Origin of the sequence: Amycolatopsis albidoflavus, from assembly GCF_039525725.1 — a bacterium.
GTDB lineage: Bacteria > Actinomycetota > Actinomycetes > Mycobacteriales > Pseudonocardiaceae > Amycolatopsis > Amycolatopsis albidoflava.
The window spans coordinates 57,120-79,425 of record NZ_BAAAHV010000006.1 but is presented as its reverse complement, the minus strand read 5'-3'; the positions used below and the strand labels follow the sequence as shown (position 1 = coordinate 79,425).

25 protein-coding genes are annotated in these 22,306 nt (G+C 67.2%); 7 read left to right on the top strand and 18 right to left on the bottom strand.

The features are described 5' to 3' along the window. Positions 1-167 precede the first annotated feature (167 nt). Positions 168-2,267 (bottom strand): ATP-dependent DNA helicase UvrD2, encoded by a 2,100-nt coding sequence (locus ABD156_RS08685; protein ID WP_344268827.1) that lies wholly within the window; start codon positions 2,265-2,267, stop codon positions 168-170. Between the two features lie 64 nt (positions 2,268-2,331). Here ABD156_RS08685 and ABD156_RS08680 point away from each other — a divergent pair, with 64 nt between their 5' ends. Further along, on the top strand, positions 2,332-3,060 hold the full coding sequence (locus tag ABD156_RS08680; RefSeq protein ID WP_344268824.1) for a DUF4191 domain-containing protein: 729 nt from the start codon (positions 2,332-2,334) through the stop codon (positions 3,058-3,060). A gap of 126 nt (positions 3,061-3,186) precedes the next feature. On the opposite strand, the gene ABD156_RS08675 is transcribed toward ABD156_RS08680, so the two are convergent. After that, complete coding sequence (locus tag ABD156_RS08675; protein ID WP_344268821.1) at positions 3,187-3,675, bottom strand: RDD family protein; 489 nt, start codon at positions 3,673-3,675, stop codon at positions 3,187-3,189. Positions 3,676-3,847: 172 nt separating this feature from the next. On the opposite strand from ABD156_RS08675, the gene glnA reads away from it, so the two are divergent. Beyond that, positions 3,848-5,272: a type I glutamate--ammonia ligase gene (gene glnA, locus ABD156_RS08670; protein WP_116201910.1), complete on the top strand. Its 1,425-nt coding sequence runs from the start codon at positions 3,848-3,850 to the stop codon at positions 5,270-5,272. 115 nt (positions 5,273-5,387) lie between these two features. Here glnA and ABD156_RS08665 read toward each other — a convergent pair whose 3' ends face one another. After that, entirely contained in the window at positions 5,388-5,690 is a 303-nt protein-coding gene (locus tag ABD156_RS08665; RefSeq protein WP_344268813.1) for an AMED_5909 family protein, read from the bottom strand. A 508-nt stretch (positions 5,691-6,198) separates the two neighbouring features. Continuing rightward, a complete protein-coding gene (locus tag ABD156_RS08660; RefSeq protein WP_344268811.1) occupies positions 6,199-6,645 on the bottom strand; it encodes a hypothetical protein in 447 nt (148 codons plus the stop codon). Between the two features lie 160 nt (positions 6,646-6,805). Here ABD156_RS08660 and ABD156_RS08655 point away from each other — a divergent pair, with 160 nt between their 5' ends. Both ABD156_RS08655 and ABD156_RS08650 read left to right on the top strand, forming a co-directional pair. Continuing rightward, on the top strand, positions 6,806-7,711 hold the full coding sequence (locus ABD156_RS08655) for a DUF5919 domain-containing protein (RefSeq protein ID WP_344268808.1): 906 nt from the start codon (positions 6,806-6,808) through the stop codon (positions 7,709-7,711). Then, positions 7,708-8,499: an inositol monophosphatase family protein gene (locus ABD156_RS08650; RefSeq protein ID WP_344268805.1), complete on the top strand. Its 792-nt coding sequence runs from the start codon at positions 7,708-7,710 to the stop codon at positions 8,497-8,499. Before ABD156_RS08655 ends, ABD156_RS08650 begins: the two co-directional genes overlap by 4 nt. 46 nt (positions 8,500-8,545) lie before the next feature. Here the strand turns inward: ABD156_RS08650 and ABD156_RS08645 are convergent, their stop codons facing one another. From ABD156_RS08645 to ABD156_RS08635, 3 genes are all read right to left on the bottom strand, one after another. Then, on the bottom strand, positions 8,546-8,989 hold the full coding sequence (locus tag ABD156_RS08645) for a DUF6941 family protein (protein WP_344268802.1): 444 nt from the start codon (positions 8,987-8,989) through the stop codon (positions 8,546-8,548). Then, positions 8,986-9,369 carry a helix-turn-helix domain-containing protein gene (locus tag ABD156_RS08640; protein ID WP_344268799.1) on the bottom strand — a complete coding sequence of 128 codons (384 nt, stop codon included), beginning with the start codon at positions 9,367-9,369 and terminating at the stop codon, positions 8,986-8,988. The genes ABD156_RS08645 and ABD156_RS08640 overlap by 4 nt, the downstream gene beginning before the upstream one ends. Positions 9,370-9,440: 71 nt before the next feature. Further along, entirely contained in the window at positions 9,441-9,797 is a 357-nt protein-coding gene (locus tag ABD156_RS08635) for a hypothetical protein (protein WP_344268796.1), read from the bottom strand. A 1,024-nt stretch (positions 9,798-10,821) separates the two neighbouring features. Between ABD156_RS08635 and ABD156_RS08630 the strand changes: the two genes are divergently transcribed. Next, positions 10,822-12,663 (top strand): plasmid pRiA4b ORF-3 family protein, encoded by a 1,842-nt coding sequence (locus tag ABD156_RS08630; protein ID WP_344268794.1) that lies wholly within the window; start codon positions 10,822-10,824, stop codon positions 12,661-12,663. Between the two features lie 62 nt (positions 12,664-12,725). Here the strand turns inward: ABD156_RS08630 and ABD156_RS08625 are convergent, their stop codons facing one another. From ABD156_RS08625 to ABD156_RS08615, 3 genes are read right to left on the bottom strand one after another with little or no spacing between them, the layout of a single operon-like run. After that, positions 12,726-13,937 carry a glycine C-acetyltransferase gene (locus ABD156_RS08625; RefSeq protein ID WP_344268791.1) on the bottom strand — a complete coding sequence of 404 codons (1,212 nt, stop codon included), beginning with the start codon at positions 13,935-13,937 and terminating at the stop codon, positions 12,726-12,728. Then, on the bottom strand, positions 13,889-14,848 hold the full coding sequence (locus ABD156_RS08620; protein ID WP_344268788.1) for an NmrA/HSCARG family protein: 960 nt from the start codon (positions 14,846-14,848) through the stop codon (positions 13,889-13,891). The genes ABD156_RS08625 and ABD156_RS08620 overlap by 49 nt, the downstream gene beginning before the upstream one ends. Continuing rightward, on the bottom strand, positions 14,845-15,684 hold the full coding sequence (locus ABD156_RS08615) for a polysaccharide deacetylase family protein (RefSeq protein ID WP_344268785.1): 840 nt from the start codon (positions 15,682-15,684) through the stop codon (positions 14,845-14,847). Before ABD156_RS08615 ends, ABD156_RS08620 begins: the two co-directional genes overlap by 4 nt. Positions 15,685-15,803: 119 nt before the next feature. Here ABD156_RS08615 and ABD156_RS08610 point away from each other — a divergent pair, with 119 nt between their 5' ends. Continuing rightward, a complete protein-coding gene (locus ABD156_RS08610; protein WP_344268782.1) occupies positions 15,804-16,694 on the top strand; it encodes a LysR family transcriptional regulator in 891 nt (296 codons plus the stop codon). Between the two features lie 5 nt (positions 16,695-16,699). Here ABD156_RS08610 and ABD156_RS08605 read toward each other — a convergent pair whose 3' ends face one another. From ABD156_RS08605 to ABD156_RS08585, 5 genes are read right to left on the bottom strand one after another with little or no spacing between them, the layout of a single operon-like run. Next, entirely contained in the window at positions 16,700-17,413 is a 714-nt protein-coding gene (locus ABD156_RS08605) for a methyltransferase domain-containing protein (protein WP_344268779.1), read from the bottom strand. Beyond that, positions 17,410-17,757, bottom strand: a complete 348-nt coding sequence (locus ABD156_RS08600; protein ID WP_344268776.1) for an ArsR/SmtB family transcription factor — start codon at positions 17,755-17,757, stop codon at positions 17,410-17,412. Before ABD156_RS08600 ends, ABD156_RS08605 begins: the two co-directional genes overlap by 4 nt. A gap of 28 nt (positions 17,758-17,785) precedes the next feature. Beyond that, a complete protein-coding gene (locus ABD156_RS08595; RefSeq protein WP_344268773.1) occupies positions 17,786-18,184 on the bottom strand; it encodes an arsenate reductase ArsC in 399 nt (132 codons plus the stop codon). Continuing rightward, positions 18,181-19,251 carry an ACR3 family arsenite efflux transporter gene (gene arsB / locus ABD156_RS08590; RefSeq protein WP_344268770.1) on the bottom strand — a complete coding sequence of 357 codons (1,071 nt, stop codon included), beginning with the start codon at positions 19,249-19,251 and terminating at the stop codon, positions 18,181-18,183. Before arsB ends, ABD156_RS08595 begins: the two co-directional genes overlap by 4 nt. Continuing rightward, complete coding sequence (locus ABD156_RS08585; protein ID WP_344268767.1) at positions 19,248-19,610, bottom strand: ArsR/SmtB family transcription factor; 363 nt, start codon at positions 19,608-19,610, stop codon at positions 19,248-19,250. Before ABD156_RS08585 ends, arsB begins: the two co-directional genes overlap by 4 nt. An 81-nt stretch (positions 19,611-19,691) precedes the next feature. Here ABD156_RS08585 and ABD156_RS08580 point away from each other — a divergent pair, with 81 nt between their 5' ends. Then, positions 19,692-20,132, top strand: coding sequence for an ArsI/CadI family heavy metal resistance metalloenzyme (locus tag ABD156_RS08580; protein WP_344268764.1), 441 nt, complete (start codon positions 19,692-19,694; stop codon positions 20,130-20,132). Positions 20,133-20,138: 6 nt separating this feature from the next. Here the strand turns inward: ABD156_RS08580 and ABD156_RS08575 are convergent, their stop codons facing one another. The 3 genes from ABD156_RS08575 to ABD156_RS08565 are packed head-to-tail and all read right to left on the bottom strand — an operon-like array spanning position 20,139 to position 22,298. Then, on the bottom strand, positions 20,139-20,975 hold the full coding sequence (locus ABD156_RS08575; RefSeq protein ID WP_344268761.1) for a hypothetical protein: 837 nt from the start codon (positions 20,973-20,975) through the stop codon (positions 20,139-20,141). Beyond that, on the bottom strand, positions 20,953-22,038 hold the full coding sequence (locus ABD156_RS08570; RefSeq protein ID WP_344268758.1) for a hypothetical protein: 1,086 nt from the start codon (positions 22,036-22,038) through the stop codon (positions 20,953-20,955). Before ABD156_RS08570 ends, ABD156_RS08575 begins: the two co-directional genes overlap by 23 nt. After that, positions 22,038-22,298: a hypothetical protein gene (locus tag ABD156_RS08565; protein WP_344268755.1), complete on the bottom strand. Its 261-nt coding sequence runs from the start codon at positions 22,296-22,298 to the stop codon at positions 22,038-22,040. Before ABD156_RS08565 ends, ABD156_RS08570 begins: the two co-directional genes overlap by 1 nt. Positions 22,299-22,306 lie beyond the last annotated feature (8 nt).

Sequence of the window (22,306 nt, the reverse complement as noted above, 5' to 3'; positions counted from 1 at the left end):
TCATGTTCTTGTTCTTCCCCAGACCGGGCCTTCTTCTCGCCCGGGTGCCTACGCAGGCTATGCGCCCCGGCACAGCCGGGGCAACTTATTTTCCCAAATCTCTGCCGAAGAGACGAAGATCGCCCCCTAGCAGCAGGTTCGCCGCATCGATCACCGCGAAGACGCGGTCAAGATCGCATCGACGAACGGACCACGTCGAGCACTTCCGCGCCGAACCGCTCCAGCTTCGTCGCGCCGATCCCGGAGATCGACACCAGCGCGCCGTCGTCGGTCGGCCGTTGCTCGGCGATCGCCATCAGCGTCGCGTCAGTGAACACGACGAACGCCGGGACCTTCAACTCCCGCGAACGCTCCCCGCGCCACGTCTTCAGCTTCTCCAGCAAATCCTCATCCACTGTGGACGGGCACTTCCCGCACCGCCCCAGCTTGACCTCCATGGTCTGCACCAGCGGACCGCCGCACAGCCGGCAGCGCGCGACGTTCGACCCGGGCTTCGACACCTGCTGCGAACGGGCGATGCGCGCCGCCGGGTGGTCCTCCGGGATCAGCCCGTACAGGAACCTCGACCGCCGCCGGTTGCGTCCCCGGCCCTGACCGCGCGAGAGCGACCACGACAACGACAGGTGCTCCCGGGCTCGCGTGACGCCGACGTAGAACAGCCGTCGTTCCTCTTCGATCGCGGCGTCGTCGCCGTCCGCGTGCAAGATCGGCATGGTGCCCTCGGACAGCCCGACGAGGAACACCGCGTCCCACTCAAGGCCCTTCGCCGCGTGCAATGACGCGAGCGTGACGCCCTCGACCGTCGGCGGGTGCTGCGCCACTGCGCGCTGTTCGAGCTCCGCGACGAACCGCGGCAGGTCCGCGTCCTCGACCGACGCCGCCAGCTCCTCGGCCAGCTCCACCAGCGCGAGCAGCGCGTCCCACCGCTCCTTCGCCGCTCCGCCGGACGGCGGCTGCTCGGTGAGCCCGACCCGCGCGAGCACCGAGCGCACCGCGGTGACCAGCTCCAGCGAGGTCGGCTCCATCGACGCCGTGCGCAGCGCTGCCATCGCCTGCCGCACCTCGGTGCGCTGGAAGAACCGCTCGCCGCCACGGACCAGGTACGGGATCCCGGCTTCGGTGAGCGCCTGCTCGTAGGCCTCCGACTGCGCGTTCACCCGGAACAGCACCGCGATCTCGCTGGCCGGCACGTCCGCGTCGAGCAGTTCGCGGATCCGCCGCGCGACCGCGCCGGCTTCGGCGGCCTCGTCCTCGTACTCGGCGAACTGAGGTTCCGGGCCCTCCGGCCGCTGTCCGATGAGCTTCAGCCGCGACCCGGCCGGACGTCCGCGCGCGGCGCCGATCACGCGGTTCGCCAGCGCGACGACCTGAGGCGTCGACCGGTAGTCGCGTTCGAGGCGCACGACGGTCGCCTCCGGGAACCGCCGCGTGAACTCCAGCAGCGACTTCGGCGAGGCGCCGCCGAAGGAGTAGATGGTCTGGTTGGCGTCGCCGACGACGGTGAGGTCGTCGCGGCCGCCGAGCCACGCGTCGAGCAGCCGCTGCTGCAACGGCGTGACGTCCTGGTACTCGTCGACCACGAAGCAGCGGTACCGGTCGCGGAACTCGGCCGCGACCGCGTCGTGCTTCTCCAGCACCGCGGTGGTCTGCAGGAGCAGGTCGTCGAAGTCGAGGACCTGCGCGTTCGTCTTCAGCTCCTCGTACCAGCGGTAGACCTCGGCGACCTGCGCGACCGGCGCGGGGGTGTCGCGCTGCGTCCGCGCGGCGACCGCGGGGTAGTCGTCCGGCGAGACGAGGGACGCCTTGCTCCACTCGATCTCGCTCGCCAGGTCGCGCAGCACCTCGGTCTCGGTGCTCAGCCGGACGCGCTGGGCGGCCTGGGCGACAAGCCGGAACTTGTTGTCGATCAGGTCCCACGGCCGGTCGCCGACGACCCGCGGCCAGAAGTAGCGGAGCTGACGGCGGGCGGCGGCGTGGAACGTCAGCGCCTGCGCCGCGTCGACCCCGAGACCGCGCAGCCGGGTGCGCATCTCCCCCGCCGCGCGCGTGGTGAAGGTGACGGCCAGTACTTGCCCGGGCGAGACGTGGCCCGATTGCACCAGGTGGGCGATGCGGTGCGTGATCGTCCGGGTCTTGCCGGTGCCCGCTCCGGCGAGGACGCACACGGGACCGCGGGGGGCCGCCGCGGCGGCGCGCTGCTCGGGATCAAGCCCGTCGAGCAGGCCCGCGCGGCTCTGCCGGCTCTGGGGAGACGATGCGATGGCCACCCCGCGATCCTCGCAGAGGGGGCCGACGGATTCCCGGCCGGGCACGCGGCCGTATCCTGGTCATATGGCGGGCAAGCAGGACAAGGAAGCGGCCAAGCAGGCCAAGCGGGAAAAGCGCGCTGCGAGCAAGGCACGGCGCGGCCAGCTGTTCGAGGCGTTCAAGATGCAGCGCCGCGAAGACCCGATGCTCATCCCCTGGATGGTCGGTTCGATCGTGGTGGTCGCCGGTGTGCTGTTCGGCATCGGGTTCATCTTCGACATCCAGTGGACGCTGCTGCCGCTGGGCGTCGTGCTCGGCATCCTGCTCGCCGTGATCATCTTCGGCAGGCGCGTGCAGCGCACGGTCTACGGGAAGGCCGACGGCCAGCCCGGCGCGGCCGCCTGGGCGCTGGAGAACCTGCGCGGGAAGTGGAAGGTCACGCCGACCGTCGCCGCGACGACCCAGCTCGACGCCGTGCACCGCGTGCTCGGCCACCCCGGCGTGATCCTCGTGGCGGAGGGCGCTCCGCACCGGGTGAAGAACCTGCTCGCGCAGGAGAAGAAGCGCGTGTCCCGGCTGGTCGGCGACACCCCGATCTACGACGTCACGATCGGCCACGAGGACAAGCAGGTCCCGCTCAAGAAGCTGCAGTCGCACCTGACGAAGCTGCCGCGCAACCTCAAGCCGGCCCAGGTCGACGCGCTCGAAGCGAAGCTGGCCGCCCTCGGCTCGCGCGGCGCGGCGATGCCGAAGGGGCCGATGCCCGCGGGCGCGAAGATGCGGAACGTGCAGCGCACCATCCGCCGTCGCTGACGCTTGCTTACCGAGAACCCCCGGTCCGCCACGGCCGGGGGTTCTTCGCATTCGAGGGAGCGAGCTTGCGGTCTGTGAAGGGCTCCTTGAGGGAATCTGATTCCCTCAAGGAGCCCTTCACGGACTTCAGCGCATCCGGATGACGACGGTGTTGGTCGCGCGGTCGAGCCAGTTGCGGCCGTCGGCGTTGCGCACCAGCGGCGGGAGCAGCAGCGCGGTGAGCACCATCCGCACCAGCGCGCGCCACGCGCCGACCATCGTCGCGCCGTCGAGGCGGGCCACCCGGATGCCGAGGACCGCCATGCCGGGGGTGAATCCGAAGAACGTGACCGGGGCGACCGTGATGACCGCCCAGACCGCGCCCGCCCAAAGGTTGAACGTCTGCATCGCAGCCGCGTTCTGCAGGTCGTAGCGCACGAACAGGGCCGTGATCAGGGACGCGAGCACCAGGTCGACGACCAGCGCGAGGAAGCGCGGGCCGCCGCCGGCCACCGCGCCGACGCCGGTTTCGGGCAGGCCCATCGACTCGCCGCGCCACTTCGGGGCCTCGCGCGGGCCCGCCGCGGTGGAGCCGTCGCCGGTGCCCGGCAGCCATTCACCCGTCCATCTCGCCACCCGTCCAGGGTATGCCGGTGGCGCGGACCACATCCGGCCTGGTCGACTGGGCAGTGGCGGCGACCCGTTAACACCGGCGAAACATTCGGGTGACGGTCGGGCAACACCGCCCTCTTAGCGTGAGCCGAAGAGAGTACAGCCGCCGGTAACGAACGAGAAGGAGTCACCGAGGGTGCCCACTACTCCAGACGACATTCAGCGCCTCATCGCCGACGAGAAGGTCGAGTCGATCGACGTCAGGTTCTGCGACCTGCCGGGCGTCATGCAGCACTTCACGGTGCCGGCCAAGGCGTTCGACCTGGAGGCGTACGAAGAGGGCCTCGCCTTCGACGGCTCCTCGGTGCGCGGCTTCCAGTCGATCCACGAGTCCGACATGCTGCTGCTGCCGGACCCCGAGACGGCGCGGATCGACCCGTTCCGCAAGGCGAAGACGCTCTCGCTGAACTTCTTCGTGCACGACCCGTTCACCCGTGAGGCCTACAGCCGCGACCCGCGCAACATCGCGCGCAAGGCCGAGCAGTACATCGCGGAGTACGGCGTCGCCGACAACGTCTTCTTCGGTCCCGAGGCGGAGTTCTACATCTTCGACTCGGTCCGCTTCGAGGACGCCGAACACCTGTCGTTCCACGAGATCGACTCGGTCGAGGGCTGGTGGAACACCGGCGCCGACACCGAGGGCGGGAACCAGGGCTACAAGACGAAGTTCAAGGGCGGCTACTTCCCCGTCCCGCCGGTCGACCACTTCGCCGACCTGCGCGACGACATCGTCCGCACCCTGACGAACTCCGGCTTCGAGATCGAGCGCGCGCACCACGAGGTGGGCACCGCGGGCCAGACGGAGATCAACTACAAATTCAACACGCTGCTGCACGCTGCCGACGACCTGCAGCTGTTCAAGTACATCGTGAAGAACACCGTGTTCGCCGCCGGCAAGACCGCGACGTTCATGCCGAAGCCGCTGGCCGGCGACAACGGCTCGGGCATGCACTGCCACCAGTCGCTGTGGAAGGACGGCCAGCCGCTGTTCCACGACGAGTCCGGCTACGCGGGCCTGTCCGACACGGCGCGGCACTACATCGGCGGCCTGCTCAAGCACGCTCCGAGCCTGCTGGCCTTCACCAACCCGACGGTGAACTCGTACCACCGCCTGGTGCCGGGCTTCGAGGCTCCGGTTTCGCTCGTGTACTCGCAGCGCAACCGCTCCGCCTGCGTGCGCATCCCGATCACCGGCAACAACGCGAAGGCCAAGCGCGCCGAGTTCCGCTGCCCGGACTCCTCGGGCAACCCGTACCTGGCGTTCTCCGCGATGATGATGGCCGGGCTCGACGGCATCAAGAACAAGATCGAGCCGCCGGAGCCGATCGACAAGGACCTCTACGAGCTGCCGCCCGAGGAGGCCAAGAACGTCAAGCTGGTCCCGGGCGACCTCGGCACCGTGCTGGACACGCTGGAAGCCGACCACGACTACCTGCTCGAGGGCGGCGTCTTCACGCCCGACGTGATCGAGACGTGGGTCCAGTACAAGCGCGAGAACGAAATCGACCCGCTGCGGCTTCGTCCGCACCCGTACGAGTTCTCGCTGTACTACGACGTGTGATGCGGTTGGGGGTTCGACCAGGGGTTACTGGTCGGAGCCTCCGCTTAGCACGGGACGGCGGTCGAGGGATTCCTCGGCCGCCGTCCTTTTTTTGCGCACCTGAACGAGGTGTCTTTCATCGCCGCGCGGCCGAACGTGCATTTTTCTTACTGTCGTCGGATTCCCCTCGTCCAATGTGGACTACTGGTGCCACATCGTCCGACGAGGAAAGTCTTGCCGCTTGGCGTTCTTCGTAGTCCGCCCAGTACAGGGCTTCATGGTGATGCCAGCGATCAAAGTCTGCGACGGTGCGGTACATCGCCGCGTTCGCCAGGTGGAAAGCCACCCATTCCGAACGAGCTGCGTCGGACGCGGGACGCCGAGACATCGCGGTGGAGTGAGCAGCTTCCAGCGTCGCCGGTTCAGTCCTGGTTGTCATGTGCTTGCCCTGCCGATGTCTCGAGGACGGCCGACAGTTGGTCCGCTTCGGCGCGGAGTCGGTGAAGGGCGAACCTCTGCCACTGTGTCGGATCCGTCGACGGGCTGTCCTTGTCGAGGCGGCACACGAAACCCGGCAGGGTTTCCGGGCCACTGACATACATTCCCGCCACCGCGTCCGGACCAGGCACCCAGGTCGCGTTGAATGGCACCGTCTTGTCCTTCCTTTTGTTGCCAATGGCGTGCCTGGTCCTCGAATGCCTCCGCCGCGGACTCGATCGCAGCCAACATCCACCAGGTCAGGTCTTGACGCTCCGCAGCGATGGCCCGCCAGGCTTCAGCGACGACCCACGAGGCGTGCGCCATGACAGACGCCGCCTCGTGATCGCCCCGACCCGCACGAGCCGCGAATTCCGATGCGGCACCGTACTTGCGGTACGCGTCCTCCCACGCCTTCACCGATTTCTTGGTCACCATTGCGACTCCCAGTCAGGTAGCCGTCAGCGCCATCACGCGGCCTTAGCCGTCTGCTCCTGCTGTGCCGAACACGCCGACTTCGACCCGCCACCGCTCGCGACCGTCGCGCGGCAGACGTAGGACTGGTACTTGAACTCGCCGTTGCCCGCGACGCGCGGTTCCGCCGTCAGCCCGTCCAGCTCGAGCGGCCGCATCCCCGGCAGAACCTCACTCGTCGTCGGCACCGGCTGAACATCGGCCAAGAACGTCACCTCATACGACGCCCGCTTCGCGTTCTGCTCGCTCGGGTCGGTGACCGTCACCTTCCACTGCCGCTTGCCCGTGGACTCGTCCACCCGCTGCCGAGCAGGCCGACCCGCCGCCCGGTCCTCTCGCGACTGGTACTCGTTACCCGGCGACACCTCGCCAACCATCACCAAACCCTGCGGGAACGCCTCGTCAAACTCGCCCGGGAACCGAAAGCCCTTGCTGATCGCCATGTTGGATTCACCTGATTCACCGTTGTGTCCCGCCTCACTGGCGGCTACGTACACAATCGGCTGACCAGGAGTTTCATCGAGATGGCGCGCAGGTCTCGTCTCGAACTTCTGACCATCGTCGAGTCTCGTCTTTGTCTCATCTGCCTGCTACGGTGAGTCGATGGCGGTGCACGACGCGGGACCGGTGACCGAGAAAGCGAACGTGCTCAAGGTGCTGTTGAAGCAGCGGCACCTGCAGGGACATCGGGCGTTCTGCCGCGAGTACGACAAGCACGCCGCCAAGATCGACGATGCGTTGAAGGGCGGCTATCCCAGCAAGGCGCAGTTCTACCGGTGGCTGTCCGGGGACGTCCGCGGCCTGCCCTACGCCGACCACTGCCGAATCCTGGAGAGCATGTTGCCCGGGTGGACTGCCGAGCAGCTGTTCCAGAAGCACACCGGCGGAATCGGCTTCGTTCCCGAGCCGCCGTCGACCAAGCCCGCCGCGCCAGCTGCGCCGCCGGTTGCCCGTGCCGAGGGCATGGCCGATGTGACCGCCGTGTTCACCACGCGGCCCGAGTTCAGCCACGAGATGCCGCCACACCGGCTGTTCGACGACGCGGACTCGATCAGCATCGTTGGACTGTCGCTCAACGCCCTGTGCCAGCAGTACTCCGACCGGTCGCTCACGGACCTGCTGGAGAATGGAACCACGGTTCGCGCCTTGTTCCTCGACCCAGCTGGGGAGTACATCAAGGCGCGCGAACGCGAAGAAGGGCTTCCGCCGGACGTGCTCACCACGTTGACGACGCTGAACATGCAGACCTTGCAGCGCCTTCACTCCAAGCTCAGCCCGTCTGCGCGGGAGAGCCTCCAGATCCGCACATACGACGAGCCCGTGCGCTTCAACATCACCGTCATCGACAACGACACCTGCGTGGTCCAGCCCTACCTACCGGACGCGCGAGGTGTCGAGTCACCGACGCTGGTCATGGAACGGCAGGCAGGCAAGCCCGCCGGCCTTTTCGACACGTTCTCCCAGGTCTTCGAGTCCATGTGGGCGCGTTCTACGGAGGTCACCGCGTGAAGAACGACGACTTGGACGCGATGCTCGCCGTCGCTCAGGAGGCCGTCGAGATCGGCCGGAAACTCATGACCACCCAAAGGCCCGGCGAGGTTCACGCCAAGGGCGATCGCGACCTCGTCACCGATCTCGATCTTCGCATTCAACGGGAAGTTCAAGCTTTCCTGGCACACGCCACACCAGAAATCGGCTTCCTCGGCGAAGAACAAGGCGGCGGCTCGATTGACCCGAGCACACCCCAGGTCTGGACATTGGACCCCATCGACGGCACATCCAACTTCGCACACGGCATACCGCTCTGCGCAACCCAGCTAGCCCTTGTCCGCCACGGCAAACCCGTAGTCGGTGTCGTCGTCGCCCCGTTCCTGAACCTCAGCTATTCCGCGGTTGAGGGAGCAGGCGCGCGCTGCAACGGCAAGCCAATCCAAGCCAGCACCAACGCCAACCTCGCCCGCGCCATCGTCTCCCTCGGCGACTACGCCACCGGCGCAGGTGCGACAGAGAAGAACCGTCGCCGATTCGATGTCACCCAAGCCCTAGCCGAGAACGTAGAGCGCGTCCGCATGTTCGGATCGGCGGCCCTCGACCTCGCATTCGTCGCCGAGGGCCGCACAGACGCATGCGTCATCCTGTCCAACAAGCCATGGGACACAGCAGCCGGCGTACTCGTCGCCCGCGAAGCCGGTGCACTCGTCACCGACATCGAAGGCAAGCAGCACACCACCGACTCCGCCGAAACCGTCGGAGCCTCGGCAGCGATTCACCGCGCGTTGACAGAAGTTCTCAGCTGACCATCAGCGTCAAGCATCAACCGAGGTCTCCCCCTTTGGCAAGACGTCAAGCCGTGTTGACCGGTATCCCTGCCATCTCCGGATGCGTGGTGAAGCTCGCGGACCAAGCGGACTCGCTCCTCCCATCAACGTCCACTTGCCACACGTACGACTCGCCTGGGCTCAACTGCAAGCCCACTAGCTGAATCGCGATAGGGGCCACCGACGGCAACTCGACCTGCACGTCGGGCCGCGGCTCGATCTTTGCTTCGAATTCCATCCGGCGCGCACCCACTGCGGAAAGATCCACGACTTCACCGCGTTGGTCCATCAGCTTGATGACAACATCGTGAGGCTTGGTTACTTCTGCCTCGTCGTCCAAGGAGATCAGAACGACGACAGCCATTGGACCGGTCGGAACCCCGGTCTTGGTCCATCCCATGCCAAGGACATGCGCTTTACCGCCGACATCGACTTGTGCCGAGTCCCCGAGCAGAACGTTGACTCTCAATGAACCGCCACCTCAAAGCGGGAGGTCGTGTAGCCGCTTCGGGTCGCTGCTTCGGCAGCCCGTGGGACCACCGGCGCGTGCGGTTGGCTCATGATCGGGTCCACCGGATCCACGATGAAATCAAGATCCGCACCGACCGCATCGGCGTACCGGAACAGGGTAGACACTTTGGGGTCACCGCCCTGGCGCTCAAAATTCGACACTGAAGACTGGGTGGTGTCCATGCGTTCAGCGACATCACTCTGCGTAAGATTTCGCTTGTCACGTATCTGAACAAGGCTATCGATCAGGCGTGCGATCGCAGCCCCATGGCGGCGGCCAGCAGCGACCCGAGGGTCGTTTCGGTCATATCCAAGCAGGTCAAGCAGCTTCTTTGCCATGTCCCATCACCTCCGTCATGCTCCAGTATCGCCTCTAGGCGATATGCTCGCTAGTTCCAATTGTGTGACGCTCATGGTTGCGGGTTTCGTTGCAGCCAGTCGCGCAGGCGTTTCACAGCGAGGTTGACGGCGTTCCTGTCGTTCTGCTTCTTCTTGCTGATGAAGTGAAGCGCCAAGAGAAACGGGCCTCCGTTGAGGTCCGCGTAGAACAGCCGAAACGTCCGGTTGTGCCCGTCAACCAGGCATTCTGAGACGCCGTCTCGCAGGTACTTGAAGTCGATCTTCGGTCGACCCCGACCCTCGGCGATCATGGTCTGGACCTCGTCCAGGCGACCGGCCTCCCACTTGCTTAGCCTCGCCTTGAGAAGATCCTTCTCCACAGGGCAGCCGCCACCGGCGGCGGTGTAGGTGTCCCACTCGCGCGGCAAGCTGCCTCCTTGCGTCTTCCGGCTTCAAGTGACAGTCGCCCAGCCTTGACGATTAGTTACGATCAGCACGCAACGTAATGATCACAAGAGTAATGTTAGAAATTTTCCAAACTTATCAAGCTCGCAGCCGTGAAATCGCAATAACGAGCAAGCCAAGAGCCTTCGATACTGTCGTGCTTAGCATCGCAACAGACCACGGAGCATACCTTCTTGTGACATCTGGCAACAAAAACAACCGGCACCAAACCAGAAGGCTTCCGATTCGAATAACTGTCGACTTGTTAATCGCTCAAGCGCAGTAAAAATTGCCTACTGCCGAACTTGGCTCTATGGGATCAAGGCGCGCCGCCGTTGGCGGCGCGCGTGTCACCTCGCGTGCGGCGGGCTCCGCCCAGTGGCGGACGCGAGCCTGCCGCTCCGCTCCGGCCCGCGCCGCCGGGCGAGCCCGCCGTAGACGTGGCAACGCGAGCGCGCCGCCAACGGCGACGGAGATTCATCGAGCTGTCCGGCTCAGTCCCCCGACTTGCGCAGCCGACGCGGAGTGGTCACCAAGGGTCCCTCGTTACTCAGCATCTAACACCGGGTCGGCCGCATCAAGGCGGGAAAGCGTGCCTTGACACGACCGACCCGGCGCTAGAGGCAGCAGGGACGAGGGAGAAGGGGCGAACAGGAACCCCACGAGGTCAGTTCCGCGGTCGGCCGCCGGACGGGTGCAGGAACGACCCGCCAGGCCGTCTCCAGGCCGTCAGAGGTCGGCGAGTGTTGACCATGAACGACCGACGACAACCACTAACCGCCAGGTCAGAAGGGGTACAACTGGGCGGACCGCAGGTCAGCGCCGGGGCGTGACAGACCTACGACGTGTGCTGCAACACCGGGGTTGACCTGGTAAAACGGCAGCGACAAGCGGCCGGTTCCGCCATCCGTGCGGGACCGGCCGTTTGTGTTTCCCGGTGTCCACGGCGCGCCGTGGAGAAGTCCGGCCTGCCGTTCCCCTGGTGACCGGCGGCCCTAAGGTGCTTTCATGCCATTCCGCGCGGACGAACGAGAGCCGGTTTTCTCGCCCAAGGAACTCGCCTCGGCCGCGCGGAGCTGTCCGGCGCTCGCCGAGGCGGCGAAGCTGGCCGGATGGGTCGGACCTGGCCGGCCGCTGACCGCTCGGGGAGTGCTCAAGCCTGCCGCCGCCGTCGAGGCCTGCGACCTGCTCGGGATCGAACTGGCTACCCGCAAGCCCCGCAGCGCGCTGGACATCGATCAGCTGATGCTGGCGTGGTTCACCGCGGCGGCGGCCGGATTCGTCGAGGTGGAGCGTGGCCGGGCGGCCGCGGGCGCCGCGCTGGAGACCTGGGCCGAGGGGACCGCGGACGAGGTACTGGCGATCTGGACCCGGTGCACGCTGGAGTGTTTCGGGCTGGCCGGTGAGGCGGGCGATCCCGATGCGGAGCTCCTGGACGGGTTGGCCGTCCTGTACGAGCGGGGCGGCGCGATCTCGCTGGACGACCTGAGCGAGGACATCGCGAGGGGCCTCGCCGCCGGCACGCCGGGCTGCACTTGCCCGTCCTGCTCGTTGGCGACCGGCCTCCTCGATGACCTGGCAGGCACGACGGAAGCCGGCGGCGAGATCGTCGAAGCCCTCGCCGAGTTCGGTATCGCCGCCCTGCACGGCGACACCGCCGAGCTGACCCCGCTGGGGCGCTGGCTCACCGATTTCCTGTTCCGGCGAAACGCGCCGGCGGCCGGAGCCGATGCCGCCGCGCTGGTGGATGCGGTGGTGGCGCTGCCCGACCGGATCGCCGCACTGATGGCCCGGCCCTGGCTGTCCGCCCGCGCGCCGGCCGAGGCCGCGGCCGAACTGATCTCGGCCGGCGAATCCGCCTCGGGGCAACAGCGGCTCGCCGCACTGGCGCTGGCTCGCGAATGCGGCCCGGACGCGGCCGCCGCTTGGCGGGAGTGGGCGGGCTATGAAGGGTTCGGCTCCTACGCGCGGATCTGGCTGGCCGAGCAGGACGGCACGGAGCCGGCCGAGACCGACCTGGCATGGACCGCCGTGGACGCACTCGCCGTCCTGCAGGACACGCTGGCTCCCGATCTGCCCCCGCAAGCGCTGTCCGGCCTGCTCCACGACCAGGCAGGCGCCGAGCAGGCCGAGATCCTGCCGCTGCTGGCCGCCACTGGTCATCCGGCGGCCGACCGGCTGGTCAAACTCCTGCCGGTTTCTCCGATGGCCGGATTGCCCGGCGGTCCACCGCCCGCACCGGACGCGCCCGTCCCGCCCGCCGCGGTGCGCCCCGACACTCGCTACCAGGTCAAGCTCGCCCTGCGCGACGTGACGAAACCGCCGGTGTGGCGACGCCTGGAGGTGCCCGCCGATCTCGATCTCGGCCAGGTGCACGAGGTGATCCAGATCGCGATGGGCTGGGACAACTGCCATCTGCACGCCTTCTCCGCGGGTGGCGCCCAGTACGGAATTCCCGACCCGGACCTCGGCCACGCCGACGAGCGGGCGGTGCGCCTGTCCCAGCTGCTGGCCGAGGCCGGCGACCGGCTGGGCTACGCCTACGACTTCGGCGACGGCTGGGAACACGAGCTCACGCTGGAAGAAATCCTGCCTGCCGAAGCCGGAACGACCGGTCCGATCTGCACTGTCGGTGAAGGGGCGTGCCCACCGGAGGACTGCGGCGGCCCGTACGGCTACCAGGAGCTGAAGGCGATTCTGGCCGATCCGGGCGACGACGAGCACGAGGGCATGCTCGGATGGCTCGGCTTGGCTTCGCCCGCCGACTTCGACCCGCACGCGTTTTCCGCCGAGGACGCCAATCGCCGGCTCGACCAGCTCACTGGGCCCCGCCTTCGCATCGTGCGCTGACCTGGTTCATCCCCGCTCCGGGCACGAACGGCTGTCGGAGAGGCAGTATCTCGGCGCGTTCCTCAGCTGTTCGCGCCGTGTGCCGCGACGAACGCGGCGACGCAGCGGTCCAGGTCCTCGCGAGAATGCTCCGACGAGACCTGCACCCGGATGCGGGCCTCTCCCCATGGCACCACTGGGTAGCTGAACGCCGTCACGTAGACGCCCGACCGCCGCATCCGCTCGGCCACGCGGACGGCCTCCCCTGCGTCGCCGAACATCACTGGCACGATGGGGTGTTCGCCAGGCAGGAGAGAGAAGCCAGCTGCAGTCATCTGGTCGCGGAAGCAAGCGGTGTTGCGGTGGAGTGCGGCGCGGCGAGAGGGGTCCGTTGCGAGGTCGAGAGCGGCGAGAGCGCCCGCGACGATGGCGGGTGAGAGGGCGTTCGAGAACAGGTACGGACGGGAACGCTGTCGCAGCAACTCCACGATCTCGGCGTGAGCGCTGACGTAGCCGCCGGAAGCACCGCCGAGGGCTTTGCCCAGCGTGCCGGTGACGATGTCGACTCGGTCCTGCACGCCAAGCAACTCGGGGGTTCCGGCACCGGTCGGGCCGAGGATCCCGACGGCGTGTGAGTCGTCGACCATGACCAGGGCGGCATAGCGGTCGGCTAGGTCGCAGATTTCTCGCAAGGGGGCGATGGAGCCGTCCATGGAGAAGACGCCGTCGGTCACGATGAGGCGGCGGCGGGCGGGGGTCGACAGTTGGGTTTCCAGGTCGGTCAGGGTGCGGTAGCGGTGGCGGCGCGCTTTCGAAAGGCGGATGCCGTCGATGATTGAGGCGTGGTTGAGGGTGTGGGAGAGAACCGCGTCTCGCTCGTCTAGCAATGTGGCGAATACGCCGCCGTTTGCGTCGAAGCAGGAGGAGTACAGGATCGTCGCGTCGGTGCCCAGCCAAGCTGACAGGCGATTCTCAAGGGCGGCGTGTTCGGTTTGGGTGCCGCAGATGAAGCGGACGCTTGCCATTCCGAAGCCGCGGGTTTCCAGGGCTTGTTTGGCGGCGTCGATTACTGCGGGGTGGTCGGCCAGGCCCAGGTAGTTGTTGGCGCAGAAGTTCAGGACAGCCCGTCCGTCGACGACCGGCCGTGCCGATTGTGGCGAGGTGAGGTGATGTTCGGTCTTGTACAGGTCTGCGCTGCGGAGTTCGGCTAGCGCGGTGCGCAGTTCGGGTTGGACGGACGTGTAGGTCATGCGCGGGGCCGGAATTGCTGGACCTCGCGGCGGCTGCCGTCCCATCCGGTGTGGTGCAGCCAGTCTTCGAAGGTCATCAAGCCGGGGTGGAGGCGGCGCAGCAGGGCTAGGTCGCGGTCGTGGGCGGCGACGTCGTGTTGCTGGAAGAAGCCGAACATTCCGGCGTAGTCATGGCCGACGTCGGGGATGCTCGTGCGGAGTTCGTCGAGGGGCAGGTCTTCGTAGCGGGCGGGGGTTCCGGTTACCCGCGCGAAAGTCTCGGCGATTTCGTTGCCGGTCAGGCTGTCTGCGGAGACGGACAGGTCGCGTGCGCCCCAGGATTGCCAGTGTTCCAGCATGTGCACCGCGAACCAGGCGATGTCGGCCAGGGCGATCATGGGGTATCGGCCGGTGCCTAGCGGGAGGGTGAACACCGCGTCCTCGGCGGAGGGTGAGAGCCGGGATTGGAGGTTCTCGAAGTACGGCGAAGTCACGAGGATCGAGACGTGCTCGGTGTACCAGCCGTCCGGTTCCTGCCGCATCATTTCTTCGGAGCGGTGGAGCTGGATGTGCGCGGCGACTGCTGCCTTGGCCTCGTAGTGCGGCACGAAAACGCGTCCGTTGGTCAGGGTCGCGGCGCTGTCCAGCGATGACCATACGAACCGGTCGACGCCGTGTTGTCTGGCTGCTTCAAGGATGTTCGTGCCTTGTGCGAACTCGGCGAGCGGGCTTTTGGTGGAGAAGAAGTCGGTGTTGCAGAAGACCTGGGACACGTCGTGCAGCGCGGACTCGATGCTTCGCGGGTCGCCCGCGTCGCCGCGGACCAGACGCACGCGGTCATGGGACAAGGCTGCGGCGCGTGATGAGTCTGGGTCGCGGGTGAGCACCGTGATTTCGTGCTCGGTGTCGGCGAGGAGTCGCTCGACGACCCGGCTGCCCATGGCTCCGGTGCCGCCGATGACGAGGGTTCGGGTCATGATGCGGCCTTTTCGGTGTTGAGCACGTGCTCGGCTAGCTCGTGGTGGGTGGCGATCCAGAGGTCGTCCCGGAGGACGGCGACCTGCTGGAGCAGCTGGTCGAACTGATCGGCGAACAGTGGGCGTCCGCCGACGTGTGCGTGAACGGTCAGGTTGAGGATGCCTCGCGTCGGCTGGCGGAGGAGGTAGTCGAGGAAGTCGACGTGGATGTCTCGGTACGCGCGCGGGCCCGCCATTACGCCGCGGACGTCGGTGAAGTCGCTGTGCATGAGGTAGGCCAACGGACCCGCCGAGGTGGCGGCGACGTAGGGCAGGTCGCGGTCGCTGCGGTCGCCGGACCAGAGGTAGCCGGACGCGGCGAGCAGGGCCGGGGTATGGCGGGATTCGGTGGCTCGCGGGCTGAGCCAGCCGGTCGGCCGGGAACCGGTGACTTGGCGCAGGATGTCGGTGCAGCGCCTGATGTTTTCGGCTTCGGCGGCGGCGCTGAGCTGTCCGGGAATGATGTCCTGGGCGTAGGAATGCGCTGCGATCTCGTGCCCGGCGGCGTGCGCGGCCAGTACGGGTTCGGGATGCCGCTCCGCGAGAAGGCCGCTGACGCCGAAGGTGGCCGGCATGCCATGCCGGTCCAGGATTTCGAGCAGCCGCCACACTCCCGTCGTCGCCCCGTATTCGGCCCACGACATGCTGTGCCGGCACTCCACCTCGGACAACGGCCACGCGGCGGCCATCGGCGCGTAGACCGGCCAATGGCCCTCGGACCACGACTCGAGCGCGACGCAGATCTTCACCGCGACCTTCTTGCCGTCCGGCCAAGTCCGCACAGGTCCCATGGGCATTTTTCGCTTCTTTCCCTCGGAATATCGTCACGGTAGCCGCGGGAGGGCGATTCATTTAGCCTCGTCGGCGGAGAGGATTTATCCACACGATGCATAAGCCAGAAGTCACGCTCGATCGCATGCGCACGTTCGTCCGCGTCGCCGAAAGCGGCAGCTTTTCCGCTGTCGCACGGGATCTCGGCGTCGGCCAGTCCACCGTCACGCGGCACGTGAGCGACCTGGAGGAGGCGCTCGGGGTGTCCGTCTTCAGCCGGACCACCAGGAGCATTTCGCTGACCGAGGAAGGGCGCCGTTTTTACGACCGCGCCACGGAGATCCTCCGGCTGGTCGAGCAGGCGCGCCAAGAGGTCGAGCCGGGTGCGTCCGGGAAGGTGCGGATCTCGTGTTCGGCGTTCTTCGGGGTCATGCATCTGAGCAGGCTGATCTTCGACTTCCAGGACCGCTATCCGGACATCCGCGTCGACTTCGTCCTCACCGACGAACGCTCCGACCTGATCCGCGACGGCGTGGACGTCGCGATCCAGATCGGACCTCAGCCGGACAGCGAACTGCGGCTGCATCCGCTCGGGGTGGCGCATCAGATCCTGGTCGCGTCGCCGGACTATCTCGCGCGGCGCGGGACGCCTGAGTTGCCGGAGGATCTGTCGACGCACGACGTGATTCGGCGGACGAGTGTCGCGAAGAGCCATGAGTTGACGCTCATCGACGCGCAGGGGGCGGCGCACGTCGCGACCTTCGAGCCTCGGTTGCGCGTCGATCACGGGCTGGCTGCGCGGGAGGCGCTCGTCGCTGGGCGCGGGATTTCGCCGGTGCCGCGGTGGCTGGTGGACGACCTTCTTCGGGACGGGGTGTTGCAGGCGGTGTTGCCTGGGTACAGCTGTGCGCCGTTGCCGGTAAATCTGCTCGTCGTGCCTGAGCGGGCGGAGCTGACTCGGGTGCGGTTGTTGCGGAACTTTCTCGCGGAGGAGATCATTCGGGTTCCGGGAGTGGGGCCGCTGCTTCGGCAGTGAGCGAGTCAGCCTGACGGCTTGTCCGCCCGAATGATTGCCGAGTACAGCTTGTTCCCGACCTCGTGGGTACGCCGGATGTCGACGTTCACGAGGCCCGCGGAGTGAAGCAAGGCTCGGTAGTCGTCGGCCGTGAGTGCCCCGCCGAGACATTCTTCGTCAGCGGCAGCTCGCTCCGCGTCGGTCAAGGTTTCCCCGGCGAGAAGGTCAGTCACCCCGAGACGGCCTCCGGGACGCAGAACGCGCGCGATCCCCGCGAAAACTGCCGGTTTGTCCGGCGACAGGGCGATGACGCAGTTGGAGATCACGACGTCCACAGTGTTGTCCGGCAAGGGAATGGCTTCGATCGTGCCCTTGACGAAGTCGACGTTCCCGACCCCCGCCTGTGCGGCGTGCCGTCGGGCGAGGGTGAGCATTTCATCGGTCATGTCGAGACCGATGGCGCGGCCTTCCGGCCCGACGCGACGGGCGGAAAGCAGTACGTCCAGGCCGCCGCCGGAGCCGAGGTCGAGGACAGTTTCGCCGGGCCGCAGATCGGCGACTGCAAGCGGATTTCCGCAGCCCAGACTAGTGGCTGCCACCGTTTCGGGGACGTTTTCTTCCGCGTAGTGCACCGCGCCGAGTCGTTCGGATCCAGACAGCAGGCCGGTGGCTTCGCCCGCCAACGCTCGTCGTGCGGCATTGGCATAGCGGTCACGGATCGCGTCCTGGCCTGACGTCATCTCGATACCTCGCAAACGATGTCGGCGAAGGGGACGGCCGCCTTGCCCATGACGACGTCGGCCGCACTGGGGAAGCAGGACAAGCACTGCCTGTTGACCTGGTACAACCGGGCGGTGCCGTGCGGTTGCACCAGGACGAACCTGGCCTCGGTCAGGATCTTCAGATGCGCCGAGACCGTCGATTGGCTCACGCTCACCTGCTCGACGATCTCGCCGACCGGCAGCGGACGGCCCGCGGAAGCGATCAGGTGCAGGATCTGGACGCGCGTCGGATCCGCGAGCGCGCGGAACCATCCGGCATAGGTCTCCGCGGCGGCACGGTCCAGCACGGCATCCTCCTTCATCGTCCATCGACGATAGACGATGAAGGGGTCAGCTGACCAGCTCGGCGAGCAAGTCCCGGACCCGCCGGTCGATCTCGTCCCGGATGGGCCGGACCTGCTCGGCCGGAAGGCCCGCCGGGTCGTCGAGCTGCCAGTCGAGGTAGCGCTTGCCGGGGAACACGGGACAAGCGTCGCCGCAGCCCATGGTGATCACAACGTCGGCCGAGCGCACGCCGTCGGCGGTCAGGGGCTTGGGAAATTCGTGGGACAGGTCGATGCCGAGTTCGGCCATCACCGCGACCACGGCGGGATTGACCGTGTCGGCGGGGGCGGATCCGGCAGAGCGGACGGCAACCCTGCCGCGCGCGTGATGGTGCAGCAGCCCGGCCGCCATTTGCGAGCGTCCGGCGTTGTGGACGCAGACGAAGAGCACTTCGGGGACGGTCATGACGAGACCTCCGCGGGCGTCGTGACGAAGCGGCGTCGGAGCGCGAGAGACACGTAGACCAGCGCGACCAGGACCGGGACTTCGATGAGCGGCCCGACGACTCCGGCGAGCGCTTGTCCGCTCGTGGCGCCGAAAGTGGCGATAGCGACGGCGATGGCGAGTTCGAAGTTGTTGCCCGCGGCGGTGAACGCCAGCGTCGTGGTCCGTTCGTACGACAGGCCGACCGCCTTGCCGACCGCGTAGGAGCCGGCCCACATGAGTCCGAAGTAGACCAACAAAGGCAGCGCGATCCGGGCGACGTCGAGCGGGCGGCTGGTGATCTGGTCGCCCTGCAACGCGAACAAGACCACGATGGTGAACAGCAGCCCGTACAGCGCGACCGGGCCGACCTTCGGCAGGAACCGGGATTCGTACCAGGTACGGCCCTTCGCACGCTCCCCCAGCCGACGCGAAAGATAACCCGCGAGCAGCGGGATGCCCAGGAACACCAGCACGCTCTTGGCGATTTGCCACCCGGAAACACTCAACCCGGCTTGCGGCAGGCCCAGCCAGCCGGGCAGCACGGCGAGGTAAAACCAGCCGAGGACGCCGAACATGACGACCTGGAACACCGAGTTCAGCGCGACCAGCACGGCGGCGGCTTCCCGGTCGCCGCAGGCCAGGTCGTTCCAGATGATCACCATCGCGATGCACCGGGCGAGGCCGACGATGATCAGCCCCGTCCGGTATTCCGGCAGGTCGGGCAGCAGCAGCCAGGCGAGCGCGAACATCAGCGCCGGGCCGATCAGCCAGTTCAGCACCAGCGACGGCCACAGCAGCCGCCGGTCGCCGGTCACGCTGCCGAGCCGGTCGTAGCGGACCTTCGCCAGCACCGGGTACATCATCACGAGCAGCCCGAGCGCGATCGGCAAGGAAATCCCGTCGACCCGCACCGCGTTCAGGACCTCGCCAAGGCCGGGAATCCATCGGCCCGCCAGCAATCCGGCCAGCATCGCGACGGCGATCCACACCGGCAGGAATCTGTCCAAAGTGGACAGTTTGCCGACGACGCCCGTTTCCCCGGTCATGCCAGCGCCTCCGTCCCGCCCGGGACCAGCACGGCCGAGAGCCGGGCCAGCACTTCGGGGTGGACCCGGTAGTAGACCCAGGTGCCGCGCCGCTCCCCGGTGATCAGGCCGGATTCGCGCAGCACCTTCAGGTGGTGGGAAATCGTCGGGCCGGTCAGGTCGAACGCGTCGGTCAAGTCGCACACGCACGCTTCCCCGCCGGCGTGGGACGCGATCAGCGACAGCAGCCGCAGCCGCACCGGGTCGGACATCGCCTTGAACAGCTTCGACAGCTCCACGGCTTGATCGGCCGTCAGCGGGTCGCGCGCCAACGGGGAGCAGCACGCGTCCATCGCGACCAGCGGCAGTTGCTTCGACATCTGTCTATCTTGACAGATCTCTACATAGACAGCAATCTAGGTCCCATCCTGTTTCGACAAACATCTATTCAAGGAGGACCGATGTCCCGAGTTCAGCTCGCCCTGCGGGTCGGAGACCTGGCGGGTTCGATCGACTTCTACTCGAAGCTCTTCGGCGTCGAGCCTGCCAAACTCCGGCCCGGCTACGCCAACTTCGCCGTCGCCGAACCCGCGCTCAAGCTCGTGCTCCTGGAAGGCGAGCCCGGACAGGACACCGTCCTGGACCACCTCGGCGTCGAGGTCGAGTCGACGGAGGACGTCAACGCGGCCAGCAAGCGCCTCACCGGAGAGGGTCTGGAGACTTTGCCCGAGGACAACACCACCTGCTGCTACGCCGTGCAGGACAAGGTGTGGGTGCACGGTCCGGGCCGGGAGCCGTGGGAGGTCTACACCGTCAAGGCGGATGCGCAGACGTTCGGATCGGACAACACCGCGTGCTGCACGTCCGACGATGCCGCCAAGCCCGAGGGCTGTTGCGCCTGAACAAGCTCAGAAATTCGCCTGCCGTGCCCGGTCGACGGCGAGCGTGCTGCCGAGTTCGGTCCGGCTGGCTGGATGCAGGTAGTAGTAGCCGAGCAGGTGGTAGGCGAAGGTGGCGTCGACGCCGAGGTTCTTGGCCGGGACTTGGAGTACCGGGTCCGCGGGCAGCCGGTCTTGGCGCCACCAGCGGGTGAATTGCTTGCGCTGCCACTGTCGCTCGTTTTTCCCGGCCGCGACCCAGATCTCCGGGCCGTCGAGGAAGTACGGCTGGATCGACGTGATCGCCGACCACGGCAGGAACGACTCGAACGTCCACCCGCGCTGGTAAATGCCTTCTGCGGTCAGGAGAATCCGCCCTCGGCGGAACCAGCCGAGGGCGACGACCGCCGGGAAAGTCAAGATCAGCACGCCCGCGACCGCGAACGGGATCGTCGCGTTCCGCACCGTCGAGTCGTCCGATTCGTGCGCGAGAACAGCGAACAGGAACAGGCCGAACGCGATCCAGGACAGGATGAACAGGTAGCCCGAGAACTGCACCGCCGAATAGCTCAGTTCAGTCGCGGGCCGTCCTTGCGCGGTCACCGTTGTGGTCACAGCCGATCCCGTCGGCTTCTGGCGCAACCGAGCGTCCGTGCCGACGTAGACAAAAACGGCCAGCAGCACCGTGAACCACGCCGCGCCGGTTCCGGCCATCCACCTTCCGCCGGTGTACAGGTACACGCTGATCGCCGCCGCCGCCAGCGTCAGCAGCATCAGGATGGCCAGCGCGTTGCGGTACCGGCCGGCCGGGCCGGCGGCCCACGCCTCCGGAACCGTCAGGTGATCAGAAGATCGAGTCCCAGACATGTTTCACCCCGCTGCCTGCGTCCGATGCGAGCGACCCCACCGCTTTGCCGGTGTCCCCGACCGCTTTGATCCCGTCGTCGATCGCCGATCCGACGTGTCCGCCGTGCTTGAACATCGAATCCACCGCGCCGGAGGTGAACGCGCCGACCACCGTTCCCGCGACCGCGCCCACCGCGGTGCCGACCGGGCCGCCGATCACGGTGCCGACCGCGGCCCCGGTCGCGATCGACGCGCCGAACCCCGCCGCGCCGGACGTCACCGCCTGTGCCACGGGTTTGCCGTGGGAGATGTCGTAGGCGATCCCGCCCAACGCCAAGGCGCCGCCGCCGACGTTGCCGACCCGGGTGAGCGTCTTGCCGAACTTCGCGGCTCGCGCGGCTTGGCTGTCCGCTGCCGCGGCGTCGATATTCGTGTAGAAGCCCTTCGGATCGGCTCCACCGATGGCTTCCGCGTGCTTGAGGGATTGCGCGGCGCGGGTGCGCAGTTCGGTCGAATCCTTCTCGAGGATCGACTTGTGCACCTTGGCCGCTTCCGTCCCGCCCGTGACCCCGAATCCGGCGAGTGTGAAGACGGTCTTGTTCTTGGTGTTCTGAAAGTCCTGCGACCGCTGCTCGACCTGCTGTTTCCACCGGCGGCGCGCGTCCTCCGCTTCGGTGCTGGCCTTCTGGTACGCGTCGGCCTTGGCCTGGTGATCCCCGGCTGAGCCAGACTGCCCGGGATCTTGGATGACCGTTCCCGTCACGGACAACCCGGCGCTGGCGGCGTCCGAGCGGATTCGCCCCAGGTCGGTCTGCACCTGCTGCAAGACGTCGGCAGCGGCGTCCACTTTCTGTGCCACCGAGGAAACGCTTTCCGCGAAGTCGTCGGCCTGCCTGCCGCCCGTCGTCAGCTTCTGCCGCAGTTGATCGGCCGCCTCGCCCCGAAGGCCGCTCGCGGCGCTGTTCCGCGCGCCGTACACCTTGTCGTTCGCGCGGTGAATCGCTTGCGAAAGATCTTGTCTCAGCCAATTCGCCGCGGCACGCATGCTGCCGGGATCGCCGTCCACCTTGGTCTCTATCGGCATCAGGCACCCCCGCCCGGCCTCGGCAGCTGGTCCCGCACGTCGGCCTCGGCGCGTTCGTAGTCCTTCTTCCCGGTCTCGACATCGTCGGCGACTCCGCCGAGTGCCGTCGAGAACTGCGCGGCGCTTTCGACCAGACTCGAGAGCGCCGCGTCGAGCGGGCCGGTCAGCAGTCCGGCGTCGACACCTTGCGGAACGGAGCCGGACAGTCCTTCGACCTGGCCGCGAGCGTCGCTCAGCTGGCCCCGGATGCCGTCGAGCACCCCCGGTC

Excerpts from the sequence above, each read along its gene's own strand:
- ABD156_RS08680 (WP_344268824.1), top strand. The coding sequence starts at position 2,332 with ATGGCGGGCAAGCAGGACAAGGAAGCGGCCAAGCAGGCCAAGCGGGAA.
- ABD156_RS08665 (WP_344268813.1), bottom strand. The coding sequence starts at position 5,690 with ATGACAACCAGGACTGAACCGGCGACGCTGGAAGCTGCTCACTCCACC.
- ABD156_RS08660 (WP_344268811.1), bottom strand. The coding sequence starts at position 6,645 with ATGGCGATCAGCAAGGGCTTTCGGTTCCCGGGCGAGTTTGACGAGGCG.
- ABD156_RS08655 (WP_344268808.1), top strand. The coding sequence starts at position 6,806 with ATGGCGGTGCACGACGCGGGACCGGTGACCGAGAAAGCGAACGTGCTC.
- ABD156_RS08640 (WP_344268799.1), bottom strand. The coding sequence starts at position 9,369 with ATGGCAAAGAAGCTGCTTGACCTGCTTGGATATGACCGAAACGACCCT.
- ABD156_RS08630 (WP_344268794.1), top strand. The coding sequence starts at position 10,822 with ATGCCATTCCGCGCGGACGAACGAGAGCCGGTTTTCTCGCCCAAGGAA.
- ABD156_RS08625 (WP_344268791.1), bottom strand. The coding sequence starts at position 13,937 with ATGGGACGGCAGCCGCCGCGAGGTCCAGCAATTCCGGCCCCGCGCATG.
- ABD156_RS08620 (WP_344268788.1), bottom strand. The coding sequence starts at position 14,848 with ATGACCCGAACCCTCGTCATCGGCGGCACCGGAGCCATGGGCAGCCGG.
- ABD156_RS08615 (WP_344268785.1), bottom strand. The coding sequence starts at position 15,684 with ATGCCCATGGGACCTGTGCGGACTTGGCCGGACGGCAAGAAGGTCGCG.
- ABD156_RS08610 (WP_344268782.1), top strand. The coding sequence starts at position 15,804 with ATGCGCACGTTCGTCCGCGTCGCCGAAAGCGGCAGCTTTTCCGCTGTC.
- ABD156_RS08605 (WP_344268779.1), bottom strand. The coding sequence starts at position 17,413 with ATGACGTCAGGCCAGGACGCGATCCGTGACCGCTATGCCAATGCCGCA.
- ABD156_RS08600 (WP_344268776.1), bottom strand. The coding sequence starts at position 17,757 with ATGAAGGAGGATGCCGTGCTGGACCGTGCCGCCGCGGAGACCTATGCC.
- ABD156_RS08595 (WP_344268773.1), bottom strand. The coding sequence starts at position 18,184 with ATGACCGTCCCCGAAGTGCTCTTCGTCTGCGTCCACAACGCCGGACGC.
- arsB (WP_344268770.1), bottom strand. The coding sequence starts at position 19,251 with ATGACCGGGGAAACGGGCGTCGTCGGCAAACTGTCCACTTTGGACAGA.
- ABD156_RS08585 (WP_344268767.1), bottom strand. The coding sequence starts at position 19,610 with ATGTCGAAGCAACTGCCGCTGGTCGCGATGGACGCGTGCTGCTCCCCG.
- ABD156_RS08580 (WP_344268764.1), top strand. The coding sequence starts at position 19,692 with ATGTCCCGAGTTCAGCTCGCCCTGCGGGTCGGAGACCTGGCGGGTTCG.
- ABD156_RS08575 (WP_344268761.1), bottom strand. The coding sequence starts at position 20,975 with ATGTCTGGGACTCGATCTTCTGATCACCTGACGGTTCCGGAGGCGTGG.
- ABD156_RS08570 (WP_344268758.1), bottom strand. The coding sequence starts at position 22,038 with ATGCCGATAGAGACCAAGGTGGACGGCGATCCCGGCAGCATGCGTGCC.